Annotated in this window: 18 protein-coding genes; 5 read left to right on the forward strand and 13 right to left on the reverse strand. The window is 29.6% G+C overall.

The window, feature by feature from the left end; all coding sequences use genetic code 11:
* Positions 1-532 precede the first annotated feature (532 nt).
* The gene (locus P8F83_RS08285; RefSeq protein WP_326514222.1) at positions 533-688 is read left to right on the forward strand and encodes a hypothetical protein; all 156 of its coding nucleotides are present in this window, start codon (positions 533-535) and stop codon (positions 686-688) included.
* A 447-nt stretch (positions 689-1,135) separates the two neighbouring features.
* A complete protein-coding gene (locus tag P8F83_RS08290; protein WP_326514223.1) occupies positions 1,136-1,303 on the forward strand; it encodes a hypothetical protein in 168 nt (55 codons plus the stop codon).
* A 56-nt stretch (positions 1,304-1,359) separates the two neighbouring features.
* Here P8F83_RS08290 and P8F83_RS08295 read toward each other — a convergent pair whose 3' ends face one another.
* The 3 genes from P8F83_RS08295 to P8F83_RS08305 form a co-directional block, all read right to left on the reverse strand.
* On the reverse strand, positions 1,360-2,172 hold the full coding sequence (locus tag P8F83_RS08295; RefSeq protein ID WP_326514224.1) for an alpha/beta fold hydrolase: 813 nt from the start codon (positions 2,170-2,172) through the stop codon (positions 1,360-1,362).
* Between the two features lie 72 nt (positions 2,173-2,244).
* The gene (locus P8F83_RS08300) at positions 2,245-2,973 is read right to left on the reverse strand and encodes a GNAT family N-acetyltransferase (protein ID WP_326514225.1); all 729 of its coding nucleotides are present in this window, start codon (positions 2,971-2,973) and stop codon (positions 2,245-2,247) included.
* A 9-nt stretch (positions 2,974-2,982) separates the two neighbouring features.
* Positions 2,983-3,780: a GNAT family N-acetyltransferase gene (locus P8F83_RS08305; protein ID WP_326514226.1), complete on the reverse strand. Its 798-nt coding sequence runs from the start codon at positions 3,778-3,780 to the stop codon at positions 2,983-2,985.
* 156 nt (positions 3,781-3,936) lie between these two features.
* Between P8F83_RS08305 and P8F83_RS08310 the strand changes: the two genes are divergently transcribed.
* Positions 3,937-4,221 (forward strand): hypothetical protein, encoded by a 285-nt coding sequence (locus P8F83_RS08310; RefSeq protein WP_021801621.1) that lies wholly within the window; start codon positions 3,937-3,939, stop codon positions 4,219-4,221.
* 61 nt (positions 4,222-4,282) lie between these two features.
* Here the strand turns inward: P8F83_RS08310 and P8F83_RS08315 are convergent, their stop codons facing one another.
* Both P8F83_RS08315 and P8F83_RS08320 read right to left on the reverse strand, forming a co-directional pair.
* Complete coding sequence (locus P8F83_RS08315; RefSeq protein WP_326514227.1) at positions 4,283-11,329, reverse strand: S8 family peptidase; 7,047 nt, start codon at positions 11,327-11,329, stop codon at positions 4,283-4,285.
* On the reverse strand, positions 11,329-13,098 hold the full coding sequence (locus P8F83_RS08320) for a S8 family peptidase (protein ID WP_326514228.1): 1,770 nt from the start codon (positions 13,096-13,098) through the stop codon (positions 11,329-11,331). Before P8F83_RS08320 ends, P8F83_RS08315 begins: the two co-directional genes overlap by 1 nt.
* Positions 13,099-13,306: 208 nt before the next feature.
* Here P8F83_RS08320 and P8F83_RS08325 point away from each other — a divergent pair, with 208 nt between their 5' ends.
* Positions 13,307-13,786, forward strand: a complete 480-nt coding sequence (locus tag P8F83_RS08325) for a GNAT family N-acetyltransferase (RefSeq protein ID WP_073022039.1) — start codon at positions 13,307-13,309, stop codon at positions 13,784-13,786.
* A 55-nt stretch (positions 13,787-13,841) separates the two neighbouring features.
* Here P8F83_RS08325 and P8F83_RS08330 read toward each other — a convergent pair whose 3' ends face one another.
* From P8F83_RS08330 to P8F83_RS08365, 8 genes are all read right to left on the reverse strand, one after another.
* Positions 13,842-14,645 carry a hypothetical protein gene (locus P8F83_RS08330; protein WP_326514229.1) on the reverse strand — a complete coding sequence of 268 codons (804 nt, stop codon included), beginning with the start codon at positions 14,643-14,645 and terminating at the stop codon, positions 13,842-13,844.
* 32 nt (positions 14,646-14,677) lie between these two features.
* The gene (locus P8F83_RS08335; RefSeq protein ID WP_326514230.1) at positions 14,678-15,460 is read right to left on the reverse strand and encodes an alpha/beta hydrolase; all 783 of its coding nucleotides are present in this window, start codon (positions 15,458-15,460) and stop codon (positions 14,678-14,680) included.
* A 178-nt stretch (positions 15,461-15,638) separates the two neighbouring features.
* Positions 15,639-16,301 (reverse strand): ABC transporter permease, encoded by a 663-nt coding sequence (locus P8F83_RS08340; RefSeq protein WP_326514231.1) that lies wholly within the window; start codon positions 16,299-16,301, stop codon positions 15,639-15,641.
* Positions 16,302-16,305: 4 nt separating this feature from the next.
* A complete protein-coding gene (locus P8F83_RS08345; RefSeq protein ID WP_326514232.1) occupies positions 16,306-17,229 on the reverse strand; it encodes an ABC transporter ATP-binding protein in 924 nt (307 codons plus the stop codon).
* A gap of 134 nt (positions 17,230-17,363) precedes the next feature.
* Complete coding sequence (locus P8F83_RS08350; RefSeq protein ID WP_326514233.1) at positions 17,364-18,299, reverse strand: sensor histidine kinase; 936 nt, start codon at positions 18,297-18,299, stop codon at positions 17,364-17,366.
* A gap of 1 nt (position 18,300) precedes the next feature.
* Complete coding sequence (locus P8F83_RS08355) at positions 18,301-18,990, reverse strand: response regulator transcription factor (RefSeq protein ID WP_326514234.1); 690 nt, start codon at positions 18,988-18,990, stop codon at positions 18,301-18,303.
* Entirely contained in the window at positions 18,983-19,390 is a 408-nt protein-coding gene (locus tag P8F83_RS08360) for a hypothetical protein (protein WP_326514235.1), read from the reverse strand. The genes P8F83_RS08355 and P8F83_RS08360 overlap by 8 nt, the downstream gene beginning before the upstream one ends.
* Positions 19,391-19,533: 143 nt before the next feature.
* Positions 19,534-20,322, reverse strand: coding sequence for a histidinol-phosphatase HisJ family protein (locus P8F83_RS08365; protein ID WP_326514236.1), 789 nt, complete (start codon positions 20,320-20,322; stop codon positions 19,534-19,536).
* A gap of 201 nt (positions 20,323-20,523) precedes the next feature.
* On the opposite strand from P8F83_RS08365, the gene P8F83_RS08370 reads away from it, so the two are divergent.
* Complete coding sequence (locus P8F83_RS08370) at positions 20,524-21,075, forward strand: hypothetical protein (RefSeq protein ID WP_315112517.1); 552 nt, start codon at positions 20,524-20,526, stop codon at positions 21,073-21,075.
* Positions 21,076-21,123: the final 48 nt, after the last annotated feature.

Genomic DNA, 21,123 nt, shown 5'->3' on the forward strand with positions numbered 1-21,123 from the left:
TAATCATTAGAATAAATCTAAGAGTTTTAATGATTATCACCTACCTAAAAGAAATACTATAGTAAATCTTTAATATTTTATTCCTTATTACAATATATTCAATTACTACTAAATTCTCCTCTTAATTCAAAAGAGATTTAATCAATCTATAGTCTTAACCAACTAAAAAATGAACTTCTTAATGAATTTTTCATTTTAACTATGGATTTTTTTGAATTTATATCATATACTAATTATGGATAGTGGAGTGTTTCATTTATCTACATAAATATAGTATATATATTTAATTTTATATATACAGCTTTAAATGGAAAATTTTAATATTTTCCTATATTATTCGATACTATTCATTTCATTTCGGCACAAAATGAAATATTAGTATATAGATTTACCCTTCATCATTTAGAAAGGCTTGTTTACCCCAAGCCTTTCTTATATTTTGCCCAAAATTTCTTTTTTAGGTTATAACTCCTTATGATATTTTCTTAATATTTATTAATACTAATAAAGAATGAAATAAGGAGGTGTAGTTATGAAAAATGATAATAAAAGAACTTTTACTAAGGAAAATGCTTTAAGAAATGGAACTAAAACGCAAGATCAATGGTCTAAAAATCAAATTTCTCTGACTATAGAGGAGCCTGGCAAAAATGACAGTTATGTTGAAGCTAAAAAAAGAGGTTTTTAATTCCTTAACTTACCAGAATATAAAAGCCAATTTGGGTTAATATAATATCAAGGAACAAATAGTGATTAAGCCAATACTTAAATAATTCTTTTAGATTTATTTAAGCTTGCTAGAATTAAGTATAAATTTATACTTAATTCTAGTGAATTCTATATGGTTATGAAAAGTGTTTTTGTAGTCGGAAACCAAAATTTCTTATTATACTAATATTCCAACTTATCATATAGGGTTTAGCTAACATCATATAAGGTGTTGTAATGATATTATATAGCCGTAAGGTTCTATAAGGTCGTGTAGATATTTTATATGGTGGAACGACTCATTGTTATAGGTAGTGATTTATTTGTATTTAGTCGAAAGATTATCTATGTATAATAAATTATTTATAATGGTGTTAGTTTAATCCTATTTGTTCTTTTTCTATTAAATCAAAAGAAGGTGTAAGCATTGAGAAAATCAAATAAAGTTAAAGACAGTGATAGTTTTAAGACTGTATATAAAGAAAAAATTCATGATGAAAAAGGCACCTACATAAGTGAAGTTCAAGAATTCAATAAACCTGAAGATTATGATAAAGCATTTAAACAATATTATCCTAATGATAAAGAAGTTTAAAAAATAAAGTTGTTGCAAATCATTTAAAAACTGAAATTTGCAACAACTTTTTTCTACTAACCTTGTAATATAAATTCTGTAAATTTTTTATTAAACTCCTCTAATTCATCATAAAAGATACCATGTCCACTATTTTCAAAAGTATATAAAACTGAATTATTTATACCTTTTTTCATTTCTAACGCAAGTTCGTAAGGGCAAACCGTATCTTTTTTTCCATGAAAAATTCCAGTTGGAACATCTATATTTTTTAAATCATTCCTTAAATCCTCATCTCTTAAAGATACAGCTGTTTTTATTGTTGAATAACTCTCCCCCTCTAGTGCAAGACTATTAAACCAGGTTCTAAAATTAGGAGTAACTTCCGTATTAAAAAAGATTTTTCCAAACTTACTTACCATTTCCGGTCTATTTTCATAAGTATCTAAAATTAACTTATTTACTTCCTCTATACTTTTCCCATAGGGATAATCTTCTCTTTTCGTAAACACAGGAGCTGCTGCTGATAATAAAGCCAGTTTTTTCACTCTGCTTTTTTTATATCTAGATAGATATCTTATTGCTATAGCCCCTCCCATTGAAAATCCTACTAATGTTATATTTCTAAGGTTCAGTTCTTCTATAACAAATCTAATATCATCAGCTAATCTATTATAACAATAGCCATGCCAAGGTTTATCAGAGTTTCCGAAACCTCTTAAGTCTATAGCAACACATCTAAAATTATAATTAGGTAGAAAATTTAATTGATACTCAAACATCTTATGATTTACTGGCCATCCATGAATAAAAACTATAGCATCTTCATACCCTGGATTCAAGTCTTTGACATATAATTTCACTCTATCTTCAACTTCCACAAAATGCATTGTTATAGCTCTCCTAAGTATTTATATTCATATATACTTTATGTAATAAATAGATAAATTAGACCAATTTATCTATTTAATCCTATACCAATATTTATATATTTCTTTAAAACCAACTTTCTTATATAGATTGATTGCGGAGATATTGTTATCTACTACCTGCAAATAAGCCTTTTCTCCTCCATTATCTTTAGCTTTTCTAAGAGTAGCTTTTATTAATTTTTCTCCTAATCCTTTATTTCTATGATTTTCATCAACAATTACATCAAAAATACCTACGTGATTTCTTTCTAAAACACCTAATGTGCATCCAACAATTTTATCTTCATCCAATATTGAAACAAAAAATTTCTCAGAAATTATATTGTTAAACATTTTTTCTATAGTATTTTTATTTTCTTCACTTAACTTATTTAACTTACAGAATGCCTCTAACCATCCCCCATTAAAATCATTTTCTATTTTTATGTTATGAGAAACTTCAAAGTCACTCTCTTCTATATCAAGAGTCTGAAATCTAGTAATATCTTTTACTAAATAACCCTTTGATTCTAGTATTTTATCTAGGTTATTAGGAAAAATCTTGGGTGTTATCTTAAAAACAATAGGTATATTTTTCTCCTTAAAGATTTTTTCACATTCTTCTATTTTATCGTGTATATTTTCATTAGAAAAATATACAGGATTTATGGAATTAGCCCTTTTTGTGTATCCATTGGCAAATCTTAAAATCCAACCATCATATAAAATGGTTTGTATCGCTGGCCAAGCATTCATTGATAACTCTTCTAAATATAACATTTTACACCTCTACTCTTCCTTCTCTACTGCCATTGTCCATCTATCTATATTTTCAAATCCTAATTTGTGATAAATATTACCTGCTTTAGGGTTATCATAAAATAAACATAAGCTTTTTCCCTCTTTTAATAAATCGTCACATAAACTAGATAAACATTTTGTAACATGTCCTTTTTTTCTATCCTCTTTTTTACATGCTACTCCAACTATCATAGCTGCTTTAGTACATTCAGCTGTACTTTGAGTAACCGCACATATTTCATCTTTTTCATTTTTTGAATAATATATTCTTGAAGTTTTACTCTTTATATTTTCTGAAATTCGCTCTGGAGAATTTGTACTTATCGTATCAAACTCATCAATTGATAGTAATAAATCATAAACTTCCTTGGCATCTTTTTCTGTTGCTATAAAAATATTATTTTTATCGGCACTTAATTTTTCATTATTCCTTAACTCACAAAAGTTCATATATTTTACTTTAGGATCTTTTAAAATATCTATAAACTTAACTACTATAGACTCTTTTCCTGAGATAATTTTACAACCATTAAAAGAATTTATTATTCTTTTAAATTCCTCAACATTGAAGTTTTTATCCTTAAAATAAGGAATAAAGCTTTCATGATATCTTAAAAGAATACCTACTAAATCATGATTTTCATTAAAAGAACCCCATAATTCTTGAAAATCTTCATCAAACCCATTATTCTCTATATCTCCGATTATAAATAAATTTATAGCAGGTTCATCGCTTAGAAAGTTTAATGAAATCAGTCTATCTGATTCCTTTAGTTTTCTTATCATCCCATCTCCTCCAATGTTACAAATTTTTTCCTATTAGTATAGCTTAAGTTATTTTAATATAATTTTCAATATTAATTATCTATTTGTGTTATATATTTTTAAACTTTGATAAAATATAATTATAATACAAGTCAAATATAATATGGAGGAATCATTATGTATAAAAATGTAAAAGTAAAATTAAAAAAAGATGTAACAAGCACTGACTTTTGGAGAGCTACTTATCATAGCGATTCTAATCTTGGTATAAGACTTGTTCATAATTTTGATACCATGAAAAAAAACTATATGAAAGGCAAATTATATAAATATGGTTCTTTAGAGGTTGAAATACCTATGTCCTATTATAATAAACAAAATGAAACTATAGATTTTGATACTATAGAATATGGCTATATTAAAGATGGAAAAAATATATGGGATATTGATGAATTAAGTTAAATCCTAGAAATCTAAAAAGGAACAAATAGTCTTAAGTTCTATTTGTTCCTTTTTATGATTTTCACTTAGAATCTCGTTCTTTAGGTAATCTAATAAATAGATTTTTAAGATAATATTCTCTACTATTACCTTCTAAAATTTCCTCTTCAGGACTACTTCTTATTGCCTCAAAAGCCATTCTAAAATCTAACATTCCATATCCCCAATTAGGGTTTGGATAAATATCACCTGGTCTTTTATTAGTTCCTCTTATTAAATAGGTTTTAACCTTTGAAGCATACATATTGGGATCATTATTATTTACTATTCCCCACTGAAGTACCAATGCACTACATCCTGCCGTTATTGCTCCAGCTACACTCGATCCAGATACAACTTGAGTTCCTCCACCAACAGAAGTAACTATTTGATTCACTCCCCCTGCTGCTATATCAGGTTTCACAATATTATTTCTTGTATACCCTTTACCCGAGGTTGGCACAATACTATTATTGTTTTGATTATAATAACCTACACTTATAGCTCTTTCCGATGTTGATGGTATTGTTAATGTAGTGTTGCTTGTTGGGTTAAGAAAAGCTGTTCCTGGTGCTATTAACTCTCGTTGTAATAACCAAGAGTCGTATCTACCTACTGTAATTAATTCACCTATTAAAATAAATTGCCATATACCTTCTTTAATGTTTTCTGCAAAAATAACTATTTTCTGATCTCCAGTAATTTCTTCTGGTATTAAAAAGGATATATACATCCTAGTTTTTTCGTATACAAAGTTTATATCAGCATCTTCCTTAAATTTAGGGACTATCTTTTTTATAATCTCTCCTGTAGGTGATATTATTGAAAGCGAAACCTTATCAGGTTTTGTCACCCATATCTCAAATCTAATATCTTTTTGCCTTGGTCCTATTTTTAGCTCTATTGTTTTTGAATCTCCAACAAACTCTATCATTCCTGATGTATGGGTGTCTGTATTTCCTTGATTTCCTGTTGGTACTACAACTACTATCCCCTTACGATTTGATATTTCATCTATATATCTTTCTAAAAAAGTAGTTCCATTATGAGCTCCCGTATTTGTTCCTAAAGGAACGTATATAACCATCGGTCTATTTAATTTCAAAGCTAACTCATACAAATATCTGACTGCAAAAAATACTCCAGTTCCTCTATAACTAGGAACATCTCCATATATGCCAATAAACTCCCTTCCCTTTTTACTACTCATTCTTGGCTTTACAACTGCTATATTACTTCCTGGTGACACTCCTTGAAGTTCTGGAATTGTACCTCTTCCTATAAGTATACTTGACATATGTGTGCCATGACCAATTTCATCTTTAGACGGAACTATTGAGTATGGATCTCCTCCACTTGCTTTCAATTGTATTGCCCTATCTATTTCTTCTTTACTATATTCTACACCACCTACAAGTTCTGGATTTATTATAGCTGGAACTATTGTTTGATCCCATATAGTCAAAATTTTAGAGGTTCCATCCTCATTAATAAACTGTTCATTTAAATAATCAATCCCTGTATCTACAAGTCCTATAACTACCCCTGTACCATCTAATGCAAAATTCGAGCTATTTATAAATGATGGAGCTTGAGAAGCTTCTACTGGTGATATATCACTTAAGGTATATGCTTCTACTGGATCATTATATATTATTTGTGGTATTGATTTTATAAAAGCATCTGAGTTTTCTATTGGAATTGCTATAGCTGCTCTTCTATTATCTAATATATACAACCCCGTATTAGGGTATTTTGCCATAGCACTTCTAATATCCCCTTGATACTCAATTAATACACCTCTATGAGTATCTTGGTTAAAATAATTTATGTTTTGAATGTTTACTAGCTCTCTATTTTCGTAAACTAGCCCTCTTATATTATCAAAAACACCCTTCATATTTAACATCCCATAACCCCATTCAGGGTTTGGATATATATCTCCAGGTCTTTTACTAGTTCCCCTTATTAAATAGGTTTTAACTTTGGTTGCATACAAGGTTATATCATTTTGATCTACAATACCCCACTCCATTATTAAGGCACAGCATCCAGCTAAAACAGCTCCTGCCACACTAGAACCGGATACTAGCTTAGTTCCTTCATTAACATCTGTAGTTATCTGATTAATCCCTCCAGCTGCTATATCTGGTTTTATTAAATTCTTTCGTGTATATCCTCTACCAGATTCAGGTACTATAGAGTTATTATTTTGATTATAAAAAGCTACGCTTATAGCTCCAGATGATGTTGATGGGGCAGTTAGAGTGATCTGTGGATCTGGATTAAGAAATCTAGTATCTTCAGCTAGTAATTCTTTTTGTAGTATCCACGAATCATATCTTCCAACTACAATTAATTCCCCTATTAATTGAAACTTCCATATACCGGGTTTCATTTTTCTACATACAATAGTTATTCTTTGATCTCCTGTGATTTCCTCTGGTATTGAATATTCAACTATCATATTAGTTTCTTCATAAACAAAGTTAACTTCTGTAAAACCTTTAAGTTTTGGTGGAACTCTTTGTATAACTTCTCCTGATGGTGAAGTTATTGATATGGACACCTTATCTGGCTTTGATATCCATATTTCAAAACGTATATTTGACTGATTCCTGCCAACTCTTAGTTCTATAATACCAATATCTCCAACCCCTTTTATAAGTCCAGATGTATGAGTGTTAGTATTTCCTTGATTTCCACTTGGTACTACTACTGTTATCCCATTATATGAAGATATCTCATCTATATATCTATCTGTAAATCCATCACCATTATGAGGCCCATTATTAGTACCAAGTGGAAGAAATATTACCATTGGTCTATTTAGTGATAGGGAAAGCTCATATAAGTGTCTTATTGCCATAAAGAGTGTAGTACTTCTAAACACTGGCGCATTACCATAGATTCCATAATAATCTTTAACTATATTTGATGCTTCCTTAAGTTTAACTATTGCTAAATCACATTTAGGTGCTACTCCTCTAAATACAGGCGTTGTTCCTTTTGCAGCTATTATTCCAGCCATATTTGTTCCATGACCTAGTTCATCTTTAGATGGAACTATTGCATAAGGATCTCTTCCATTAGCACTTTCATTTATTGCTCTATTTATTTGTTCTTGACTATATATAGTACCTTGAATTAGTCCTGTTTCTTTTGGATTGCTTTCTATTGTTTGATCCCAAATTGACAATATTCTACTAGTTCCATCATCATTCATAAATTCCTTATTTAAATAATCAATTCCAGTATCTATTATACCAACTATTACCCCTCTTCCATCTAAAGGTAGATATGTGTTATTATAAAACAAGTTTGCCCCTGAGGCTTCTATAGGAGAAATATCACTGAGTGTAAATACTGCTCCTGGATCTATAACAATTACTTCTGGAATAGATGAAATTATATCTATAGCTTTAACAAAAGACTCTTCTATAGCTATTATAGCTCTAGTATCATCTATTACATAAGCATAGGTATTGGGAAATCTTTTTACAGCCTCAACTATATCTCCATTGTATTCAACCAAATAATTCCTTCCTTTTTCCTCTAGAAATTTATTTTCTGATGGGTTTGGAGGAATTTCTCTATAACTTTTATTCTCTAGACTTCTTATATTGTCAAAAACTTTTTTCATATTAATAGTTCCATATCCCCACTCTGGATTAGGATATACGTCTCCAGGTCTCTTATCTGTTCCTCTAACTAAATAAGTTTTCATCTTAGTTGCATACATTCCTGTATCATTACCTTTTACTATACCCCACTCCATTATAAGTGCTGCACAACCAGCAATAATTGCAGCTGCTACACTGGACCCACTTACAAGAACAGTTGTACCTTCAAGTCCAGTAGTTAATGCATTTATTCCTCCAGCTGCAAGATCTGGTTTTATTCTTCCATCACTACTAAATCCACGGCCTGAACTTTCTACTATGGTGTCATAATTCTGATCATAAAAACTTACGGAAATAGCTTCTAAAGATGTTGAAGGTAGTGTTAGTGTTGTATAATGATTAGGTTTAATAAACATAGTCCTAGGTGCTAATAACTCTTTTTGTAATAGCCACGCATTATATTGCCCAGTTGACACAAAGTCTCCAATAAGTCTAAAAATCCAAATACCTTCCCTTATATTACGTGCAAGCACAACTATCTTTTCATCACCAGTTTTCTCCTCTGGAATGAAGTAAGTTATTGACATCTGAGTCTTTTCATATATAAAGTTAATCTGAGTTGCTTCATTAAGTTTAGGCGGTACCCTTTCTACGATTTCTCCTGAAGGTGAAACTACAGATAACGCAAATTTATCTGGCTTAGATACCCATATTTCTAATCTTATATCTTTTTGATTTTTATCAACCTGTAACTCAATATTATCTATTCCACCTTGATTTCGTATTACTCCAGATGTATGTGTAAAAGCTTCCCCTTCATTACCTGTCGGAACTACAAATGTTATTTCTCTACTTTTAGAAATTCTATCTATATACCTCTCAGTGGATGAAAATCCATTATGAGCCCCCATAGTCGAGCCTAACGGCAGTAATATTATCATAGGTTTTGCTATATTTAAGCTTAATTCATATAAATAATTAATGGCTAAAATAATATCAATACTATAGAATACAGGTCTATTCCCGTATACTCCATAATAATCTCTGATACCTTGGCTTCCTTCCTTTAATTTAACAATTGCAAACTCACATTTTGGAGCTACGCCTATAATATCAGGATTAACCCCTCTTGCACCTATTATTCCAGCCATATTTGTACCATGACCTATTGTATCCCTTGACGGAACAATTGCATATGGGTCTCTATCTTGCTTCATTTCCTCTATTGCTTTATTTATATCTGCTCTTATAAATTCACTTCCTATTGGATGCCCTGCTATTTTTCTTCCACTTTCTTCAGTTTGGTCAAAAATAGAAATAATTCTTGTATTCCCCGCCTCATTAATAAACTCTTCATTTAAATAATCTATTCCTGTATCAATTATACCAACTACGACTTGTGATCCACTTAAAGATAAAAAATTGTTTTGTGCATTTGTATCTTGGAACATAATTGCCCCTGAAGCTTGAAGTGGAGAAATATCACACAATGTATATATTGCGCCTGGTGATACATAGGTTATCCTATTTCTTAAGGAAGCTATAGCATCATCAATTGACATTACCGTTGTTTGTATTAGTGCTCTCTCGTTATCTATAATTTGAACATTTACACCATTAAGTTTGTTAGCCTCTCCAACTATATCTCCCTGATATTCAACTAAAGCATATTCTATATTTTGTCTAGACATTTCATTTAAATTTTCTCTTCCCCTTGATGCACCTAAAAGTCTTAATGAATCATAAGCACATATAGTACCATATCCCCAACTAGGATCTGGATAAACTATTTCTTTTCTTTCTCTTTTTGATCCTTTGGATAAGTAATATTTAAGCCTATCTCCAAATAAAAACGGATCATTTCCCCTTACTATTCCCCACTCTAACAGAAGCGCACATATTCCCGCTACATGTGGTGCTGCCATTGAGGTTCCAGACTTAGTTTCAAAGCTACCTCCTGAAACTGTTGATAATATCTCATCACCTGGTGCAACAAGGTCAGGTTTATTAAAAGATCCTACTTCAATTTTTCCTCTTCCTGAAAATGGTGAAATCGAATTGGTTAAGTAATTATAACTACCAACCGATATAACACTTTGTACCGTTGCAGGTATGCCTAACGTGTTATATACACTTGGATTTAGAAATTTCGTTTTTGTATTTAAAGCTTCTGATATAGGAAGCCATATGTTGTAAACCCCTCTATACTCATTTAATAACTGTAAGTTTATACTCCACTGACCACTTGGAACATAGTCTGCTGAAGGGACTATGCTTACAATTATTTCTCCATTTATGTCAAAAGGTTTAGGCCCAGTATTATAAATAATACACCTATCCTTACCTATACTCATTTCTTTATATCCTTCATTTAAGACTATATTTCCTGTTCTTTCTCCTAGTGGATTTGTTATTTGTATAGACAATTCGCTTAAAAGAGGCTTGTATAACTGTAAAGATACTGATGTTTCTGCTTCCGAAATACTTAATATAATATTATTAGTATTCTCTAATAATCCTTGAGTATGATGTGCAGCATCACCTTCATTTCCAGCAGCTACAACTATCGCTACTCTTTCAAGCTTGCATATAGTCTCTATATACTGCTCCAATAAACTAGTTCCATTATGCGCCCCATCATTAGTGCTTAGACTTATATTTATGACACTTGGTCTATTTAATTCTTTTGCCCTATCTACAATAAACTTTATTCCTCTCATTATCTGTGTGCTTAAGGCATAGTTTAAAAGCCCCCCTCTTGCTGTTTTAACCATTATTATTGAACTTTTATAAGCTACACCATAGTTTACCCTGGGAACTCTTCCACCTGCACAAGCTATTCCAGCAACATGTGTTCCATGATTTAAAGGATCCCTTACATTTACTACTGAATATGGGTTTTGTGCTCTTATAGCTTCATTTATTTGTGTACTATTATATACTCTTCTATCTTCCCCTAAATCATAAATATAATCTATTCTAGTATTGCCATTTTCATCTCTAAATGCAGGATGAGTGTAATCTATACCCGTATCTATAAATCCAACTATAACGCCTTCACCTGAAAGTCCATAACTTTCCCATGCACTTAAAACACAGCAAGCCCTATTACTATAATAGTCAGATGTAAATAACACCTTAGGAAGCTCAACATATTGAACACCTTCAAGTTCTGATAATCTTCTAATATCTGCTGCCTTAACAGTTACTATTCCAAAACCAAAACCTAAATTTTCAAACACTCCACCTATTTTGGCAGTAGAACTTACAATTTGATCTAAATTATCTCCAAATAATACTATAACTTCAACATTACCTTGGTTTATTTTTTCATTTTCTGATAAAGCAACCACTTTATATATTAGCTGTCCCGGGACATTGTTTAACAAATTTAATCCACTATCAAACTTATTTGTTTCTATAATAAACACCTCTAAATTATTGCTATTTGCCTTATAGAAATTCACTATGGAAGTCTTATAAATAAACTTCCTACATAATATCCATCTCTATTTTTGCTTTTTATTCTTTTTCTATTTTCAGAATCTAAAAATCTAATATTATCGAATACTCCCTTTAAATTGAGCATCCCATACCCCCATTCCCTATTGGGATATGTATCACCTAATCTTTTTTCTGTTCCTCTTATTAAATAAGTCTTAAGTTTTGGTGAATATAAAGATGGGTCATTCCCCTCAACTATGCCCCACTGATATATTAAGCTACAGCATCCGGCTGTAACTGCTGCTGCTACACTTGTACCGGTAATGGTTTGAGTTCCACCCCCTACAGATGCAACTAATGCATTTACCCCTCCTGCTGCTATATCAGGTTTAATCTTTCCGTCTCTTGTATAACCTCTTCCAGATAACCCAACTACAGAATTATTACTTTGATTATAAGCTGCCACGGTTATAGCTTGAGTGGCTGTTGATGGTGTTGATAATGTTATATATGGATCTGGTCTTAAAAATTTAGTTTCTGGCGCTAATAATTGCCTCGAAACTAAATAAGCATCATATCTTCCAGTTACAACTAATTCCCCTAAAAGTCTAAACTTCCATATACCCTCTTTAATATTTGTAGCTTTTATAATTATTCTCTCATCTCCTGTTTGCCTTTCAGGTAAAAGGTATTCAATAATCATCCTAGTTCCTTCATATAGAAAACTTACTTCTGTTTGCCTATTAGGAATAGGTGGAACTCTTTGTACTATTTCACCTGTTGGAGATACTATTGATAATGTAAATTTATCTGGATTTTTGACCCAAATCTCCATCCATATATTTCTTTGATTACTATCTACCTTTAACTCTATTTCTGATACATCACCTACATTCGTTAATTCTCCAGAAGCATGATTTTCTCCATCACCTTGATTTCCTGTAGGTGTCACAAATGTTATTCCTCTAGTAGCAGAAATTTCATCCATAAACCTTTCAGTTGTACTTAATCCATCCTTAGGTCCAGTATTAGATCCCAATGGTATTAAAATCACCATTGGCATATTATATCTAACTGCCACTTCGTATAAATATCTCATTCCAAGTATCAACGCCACTGTAGTGTATACCGGGCTGTCTCCAACAACCGCATATTCACTTTTCGTACGCTCATCAGCAATAGCTAACTTAATTATTGCAAAATGACATTTAGGTGCAACACCTATAATCTCTGGATTAACTCCTCTAGCGCCTGCAATACTTGCCATATAAGTACCATGTCCCTGGTCATCTCTAATTGGTACTATTGAATATGGATCTAACCCTTGATTTTTTGCCTTTATTGCATTATTAATATCCTCACTTGAATAGTCTCTTCTGCCACCTTGATCTAACATTGCTAATATCCTTGTAGTTCCATCTTCATTTATAAATTCTTCATTTAAATAGTCTATTCCAGAATCTAAAATTCCTATAATAGTCCCCTTTCCATCTAATTGAAGATATGGACTTGTATGAAACAAGTCAGCTCCAGCAGCATTTCCAGGTGATGTCTCACAAGGAGAATATAATGCATTAAGCTCTACATTAGAAACATATACTCCAAGTCCTTTTATGACATCTGAAAGATTTCCTAAAACCACCAATACAGCACGACTTCTATCCACAATTATTAATCTCGCATTTGGAAACTTACTCATCTGACTTTCTATATTACCTTGGTACTCAATCAAAATATAATTAGCATCATTCCAATTAAAATTTGGATCTATAGTCTCTATATTAGGCAGCATTATCCATCACCTCTAAAACTTAGTAATACTATAAAATATTCATTTTTTTTGATTATTACTACAATAATAATTAAATTTATATTTTTATATTATTTAGAATAAATTTCAGAATTAATATTTTAGGTTATTAATTTTAGCTTTACTCTTAAAATTTATAATGTTATAATCTCAGTAATTATAGTAAATCAAGGAGGATTTATAGGATAAGATGTCAAGCATTATAACTTTAGATTTTTATAAAGAAAAACACCTTCCAGAACTACTAAGGTTCTGCCTTCCCCCAGAACAAGAAGTTTTTACCGCGCTTCCTAAAGATGTGCTTCATCTTTGCTTATCAGATAGACACAGGTTTCCTATTGTTGTATTACTCGATGATGTGGTTGTTGGTTTTTTTATTCTTCATTACGGTAGAGATATAATGGAATTTATACATAATCCCAATGCAATTTTATTACGTTCTTTTTCAATTAATTATAGGTTTCAAAAAAATGGATATGCAAAACAAACTTTAAAGCTTGTTCTTGAATTTATAAAAAATAACTTTTCAGGCATAAACCAACTAATCTTGGCTGTAAATGAAAAAAATACGCCTGCTCAAAACCTATATTTACGTTGCGGATACACTGATACTTCAATAAAAAAAATAGGACCTAAAGGTCCTCAACTTATATTTCAACATACTATTTAAAATAAGATGCTGAGAACTTACTCGGCATATTATTTTTCTTAATTTAATTAAATGTTTAAATCTTCAGTTCCAAAAGAATTAAACTTATGACATATGTAATTAATGAAAGAACAACTGCTAAAATTAATATAGAAGTCATTAAAATGTTATATTTTATAATAATTACTTCAGATATTAAGTTTGAAAATCCTATTGCATTAAGTATAAGTAATAAGAGAAATATAACACCTAATCCCTTTGAAGCTCCTTTTACATCTGCCTTACTTAAGGATATATGAGAAGCTATGCAAATTGATAGAAATAAAAATAAATAGAAATAGGGATTTTTAAAGTTTTCTATAAGAAAAATGTTTTTTAAAAAACTTCTATATAAAAGAATTATATTATAAAAAACTTCTTTATTTAATACTTCGAACTTTAATCCTTTTTCAATAATTTCAATTAAATTAAAATAGGATCTAGCAATAGTAAATCTCATTAAAGCTATAATTGATATAGTTCCTCCAAACATAGGTGCAATTCCTATAAAAAAGTTACCTATCTCATGATATAAATTATTTTTTCTATAACTATGTTTTACATATCCCATAGTTCCATTTGCATCTGGTTTTTGAAAAAGTTTTACTTCAGTTATTTTATGACCAAAAAGTAAGGCTATTAATCCATGACTTAATTCATGTATAGGTACTCCTATAAAACCTGTAATCATAAGTGACTTACTTCCAAATCTTCTTTGAAAATTTTTAAGTGAATTATTTCTTAATGCTCCTAAAATAAAGCCTATTACAATTATAACTGCTGTCAAATATAATGTTTCTACTATTGTTTTTGTTATTACATCTATAATAATATTACTCATCAAATCACCTTTTAATTTAAGCTTTATCCTATTTATAAATTAAGCCACTCTATTGCTTTTTTAATATAAGTATCCCAAAAATCCCATTCATGTCCTCCTGGTCCTTCTTCGTAAGTGGATGAAATTCCTTTTTCTTCTAGATACTTTTTAAATCTAACATTGGATTCATATAAAAAGTCCTCTGTTCCTATAGCTTGATATATTCCTGGAAGTTTAAAACCGTTTTTAGTCAGATTTTCTATAAGCGAATATATTTTATATGGATTAACCTTTTCAGGATTCTCTCCAAACATTGCCTTTAACTTAATAAAAGGAGGTTCCTTTGAAAAATCAACGCTTTCCAAAGCATCAACAGCTCCTGATAAACAAACAGCTGACGCAAACTTATCTGGATTTCTTAGTGCTATCATAAGCGCACCATATCCCCCCATTGATAAGCCACCAATAAAATTATCTTCCTTTTTATCTGACAAAGGGAATGTCATTCTAACAAATCTAGGAAGCTCTTCTGTAATAAATGTGTAGTAGTTATGCCCGTATTCTGTATCTACATAAAAGCTATTTTGAACTGAGGTCATTACTAATGCTAGATCTTTCTCTTCAGCATATCTTTCTACATTAGAATGTCTAGTCCAGCAACTATAATCATCAAACATTCCGTGTAACAGATATAAAGTTTTAAACTTTTTGATAGGATAAATTTCATCTAAAGTTTTTTCATATTTATTCATATCAAATAATGTTGGAATTACTACTCTTACATTTACTTTTGTATTTAGTACATATGAGTGAAAATTGCAATCTATCAATGCCATATTTAGTACTTCCTTTCATATCATAAAATTAATTTATACCTATTATTATATAGTAGCTGAATCTAAAACCCAAATTTTTCTTTAAACTTTCTATTAATAATCATTTTGCTACTCGTAATGAATATAGTATAAAATTATAAGATAAACACCACCTTGATTAATTTCAAGGTGGTGTTCATTAGTTTAATAAATCAGCATTTTCAACATTTCTTATAGATAGATATGAAGCTATTATTCCGATAACCCCCATAGCAGTTGTAATTATTATTGATTCTTGAACCCCATTGCCTAGTATGCTAAGTACTATAACTGATGTTACTATAGTAGCTACTGTACTCTTCTTCTTCATACCTACGAACATTGGGATTAAACTTATAAATGAAAAAATTAAAGAAAAAATAAAATTATTAACTAACCCTTTTGAAACAATCTCTAATGTCAATCTTTCATCAAAAATATAAATAAATTTATTTATAATATATATACATATATTTACGAATATACTAGATAAAAACATACTTAAAAAGGAAAAACTTAATATTAGAAACACCTTAGATACCATTATTTTCATCCTTTTTATTGGGTACATAAACATAATATTTATAGTCTTATTCGTATATTCGCTAATCATAACCCTAGATATTATTACAGCAGTAAAAACTAAAAATACTGATCTTACCATTACACCACCAAACTCAAACATAGTACCATAGTCATATATAGGTAAATCCCCTTCAGCTTTAGCTAGATAAACAGTAATCATTAATAATGGAACCAATATTATATTGGTTATAGCCACTGATTTAACACTTATTTTTGCCTTTTTATATTCAAGCTTCATTAAATTAAGCACTTCTTTCACCATCCTTCAATAATTTTAAGAAATGATCTTCTAAAGAATTATTTTTTTTGTTTATTGCTTCTATATTAACATCATTTAGAATTAAAGCCTTTGATATCTCATTTTGGCTTAATCTTAAATCATATATCCTTATTAGTGTATTTTCTTCAACTCTTATATTGGTTATATTTAAGTTGTTTTCTAAAACATAAGCAGCTTTAGAACAATCCTTAGTTACAATTTCTATATACTCACTCTTTTCCCCTCTAATCTCGTCCATAGAAACTTCTTCAACCAATCTGCCATTATTTATTACTGCAATAGTGTCTGCTATTTGTTCGATTTCACTTAAGATATGGCTTGAAATTAAAATAGTCATTCCATACTCCTTATTTAACATTCTAAGCAGATTTCTCATATCCTTTATGCCAATAGGGTCAAGTCCATTAATAGGTTCATCTAATATTAATAACTCTGGTTTAGTTAATATAGCTCTCGCTATTCCTAATCTCTGTTTCATTCCTAAAGAATAATCTTTAACAGCTTTATTTTCAATGTCTTTTAAATCTACTAAATCTAATGCTTTATCAATAGCTTCTTTATTATGGTATCCCATGTACTCACAATGAAGTTCAAGATTATCTCTTCCAGTTACTTTGTCATAAAATACCGGGTACTCAATTATAGTTCCCATTCTTTTTAACACTTCATATGATGTGTTTGTGAGCTTTTCTCCAAATATTTCTATTTCTCCCTCAGTTGGTTTAACTAAGTTAGTAATAAGTTTCATTATTGTAGTTTTTCCTGCTCCATTTGGCCCTAGAAATCCATATATCTCACCTTTTTTAATGTTCATATTAACATTTGAAACAACATTTTTATCCTTAAATGTTTTTGTTAAGTTTGTAGTTTTTAATATATATTTCAATGCTCTCACTCCTTTTATTACCTTATCTCTAAGTTTATTCTAAATCTTCAACTTCTCTTTTTTATTAATCAAATCTTACAAAATACTTAAGTTTAAAAACCAAGATGCTATAATTTCATACATCTTGGTTTCATTTAATAGTCTATTCTTTTTAACTTTACTGTAAATGTGGTTGTTTTATTAGGTGTACTTTTTAAAAATATTTCACCATTCATTTTTTCAACTAGTCTCTTGGTTATTGTAAGACCTAGGCCACTGCCTTGAAAAACCCTATTTCTCGAATCCTCAAGTGTATACATTCTTTCAAAAACTCTATCTACTTTATCTTCTTCTATTCCTCTTCCTTTATCTATTACATGTATATAAATAGATTTCTCATTTTCTTCTATACTTAATCCTATAAAATTGCCATCTGTTCCATATTTAACAGCATTCGAAAGTAAATTATTTAAGATTCTATCAAGTGCTTCTTCATTTCCAAACACATATAAATCTTTTTCTGGAATATTAATATCTACCTCAAATCCTTTAGAATTTAATATATCATAAAAATTCAGTATATTTCTTCTGCATACCTCATTTATATTTATCCTAGTCAGAGAAATATCCTTATCCCCTGATTCTAATTTAGCTAAATCAAAAAACTTATTTATTAAATCAATTACCTCAATAGTTTTGTCATGCACTTTCTCTAAAAGTACTTCTTTCTCATCATTGTGCATATCTTTATCTAAATTTATAGTCTCTATATAACCTAAAACTACAGTAAGAGGGGTTTTTAAATCATGAGAAATATTTGAAAGCATTTTTCTCATAGAATCTTCTTTTTTTCTATATTCAGCTAAAATCTTTTGATTGTTTTCTAAAAGATTATTGATTTCTAATAATAGATCTTTTAAAACCTTATCATCAGTTACAACCAGTACCTTCTCTTCGTTATTATCATTTAATATTTGTTTTAATTTTCCCTTTATATATACTAAGTTTTCATTTCTAGCTTTTTGCGAAAAATACTGATACAAGATAATACATATTAATATAGCTATTACAATCCATAAAATAATAAGCAAATTAGTTTACCTCCAACTTATACCCAATTCCCCACAAGGTTTTTATATATTCAGGCTTTGAAGGATCATCTTCAATCTTCTCTCTAAGTCTTCTCATATGTACATTTATAACATTTTCATCTCCATAATATTCTTCTTTCCATGCAAAACTGTAAATTTGAGCTTTTGTGAAAACTCTATTAGGATTCTTTACAAATAACTTTAATATATCAAATTCTTTTGATGTAAGTTGAATATTTTGCCCCTTTTTATTAACCAAAAAGCTATCTAAATCTATAGTTATATCTTTGATTTTTATTATATTATCTTCTTTGTTAGTGGAATATTTAGTAGCTCTTCTAATGGCAGCCTTTATTCTTGCTGATATTTCTATCATTGAAAAAGGTTTAGCTATATAATCATCTGCTCCAAGCTCTAGTCCTACAGCCTTCTCCACATCACTACCTTTAGCTGACATTATTAATATAGGAACTGAACTTTTATTCCTTATTATTTTCATAGTATCAAGTCCATCTAGTTTAGGTAGCATTAGGTCTAATATTATTAAATCAAAATCATCATTAAGAAATTTTACAACTCCTTCTTCTCCATCAAAAGCAGTTGTAACACTAAAACCATCTTTTATTAGATAATTTTTTACCATATCACTTATAGCTACATCATCTTCAATTATTAAAATATTATTATTCATCCTTATCATCTTCCTTAATTTTAGTTATAAAAGGTAAGTCAAAAAGAGAAATTCCTAATGAAAATATAATTGACACCGGTATGCTTGTACTTAATCTTAAACCCTCGGCTTTAGTAAAATAATATAGGATAAAATCCAAAATAACTATTAGGATAAAAAATACTATAAACTTAAATCCCCTATCTTTTATATTTTTGGAATCTAACTTTATTAATTTTAATATGGAGTCTACTAATAGATACAAATATACAATCACTAATAGAAAAATGTTTCCTACTACTAACCCTATAGTAAAATCTCCAACTATATTTTTAAAAACGATAACTAATGAAGCTATTGTCCAAATAAATAATACTGTTATCATTGCTAGTTTAATATGTATAGATTTTATTTTTTTCATTTTGACTTCCTCACTTGCTTTTTATGTAAATTATACCACCTGACCCTTCTGATTCCAATAAATAAATAGGGAGTTTTAAACATTTATTAGTATACACTCTATTTTGTTAGATGATTCTAATGAAGCTAGTAAAAAAATAGATTCTACAGTGGTATAGGTGTTACTTTTCTTTTATCATAGGTAGCTATATAGTTAAAATTTATTTCCTTAAGAAACTCATATACGTACTCTATCCCTTCCCCTACTCTATCAGCGCTATGTGCATCTGATCCAACAGTTATTATTTCTCCACCTAATTCTTTATATCTTTTAACTATATCTAGTTTAGGCATGAAATCATTGCGTGTTTTTAGTATAGATGTGTTAATTTCAATACCTTTTCCTTTTTCTATAACTTTTTTTAATAAATTATCTATTAGATCTAAATAATCTAAATAATTATATTTCGAATATTTATTCCAAGCATATCGTTGAACTAAGTCCATATGTCCCAACACATCATATTCGCTTGTATCTGCAAGTTCATACATTTCTAAAAAGTAGTTTTTGTATACTTCATCAATATCTTTTTCTTCTATATGGCTAATTACACCTATATTATCTATTCTATGAAGGGAACCTATTATAAAATCTATAGGTTTTCCTTTTAAATAATCATCTATCTCTTTAATTCTTAAATGTCCTTCTCCTATTTCTAAGCCAAGTTTAATATTTATATCATTATTTATTGAATTATACCTTGAAATCTCTTGCTCATATCCCTCAAAGTCTAGGAATCCATAACTAACATTGCCTTCTATCATACTGAAATGTTCTGTTAGACATATTTCTTTAATATGTTTCTCTTTTGCTTTTAAAATTATATTTTTAATATCCTCTTTAGAGTCAAAAGAAAATTTTGAGTGTAGATGGTAATCATTATACTTATACATATATTGCTCCCCTTATTATTAAAGTATTTAGTAAGTTATTACTTTTTTATTATAAGCTTAATTATATTTCTGTTAAAGTGATAGTTTTGAATATTTGTTAAATTTGTTTCAATTTTATTAACATTCTTATTGACAAAAAAATAACGACACTGTAATATATAAATGAAAACGTAATACCAATTTAGAGGGGGACAAACTACTATGAAAAAATTTTTAGGAATCGTATTATCATTAGGTCTTGTTTTAGGACTAGCTGGATGCGGAAGCAAAACAGAACCTGCATCAACTTCTCCAGTTGATACAAGCAACATAAAAATGGGTAAAGTTGAATATGCTGCTCACGGAACTAAATGTTTCACAATTGCAGTAGCTACAGTATCTGGTGATACAATCGTTGGAGCTTATTTAGATGATTATCAATTCATGAGCACAGATGTAGCAACAGGCGTACCTAACTCAGATAAAGATTTTGCTAAAGGTTATGCTGATCCAAAAAATGTTTTAGCATCAAAGAAAGCTAATGCTAAATATTACAGTGAACATATGAAAGAAGCAGCTAAATCTACAACTCCAGTTGATGAATCCTTAGCAGCTATAGAAAAGTATGTAACTGGTAAAACTGTTGCTGATTTAGAAAAAGTATTAAAAGATACTAGCACTGAAAAGATGGTTGATACAGTAAGTGGTGCTACATTAGTTGATACTAAAGGTTATGTTTCAGCTCTTGTTGAAGCTGCAAAAGCCGCAAAATAATTAATTTAATTAATAGGGGTATTAATTAGAAATACAAATCCAAATTAA

The organism is Clostridium intestinale (genome assembly GCF_035905475.1).
GTDB classification, from domain to species: Bacteria; Bacillota; Clostridia; order Clostridiales; family Clostridiaceae; genus Clostridium_T; species Clostridium_T intestinale.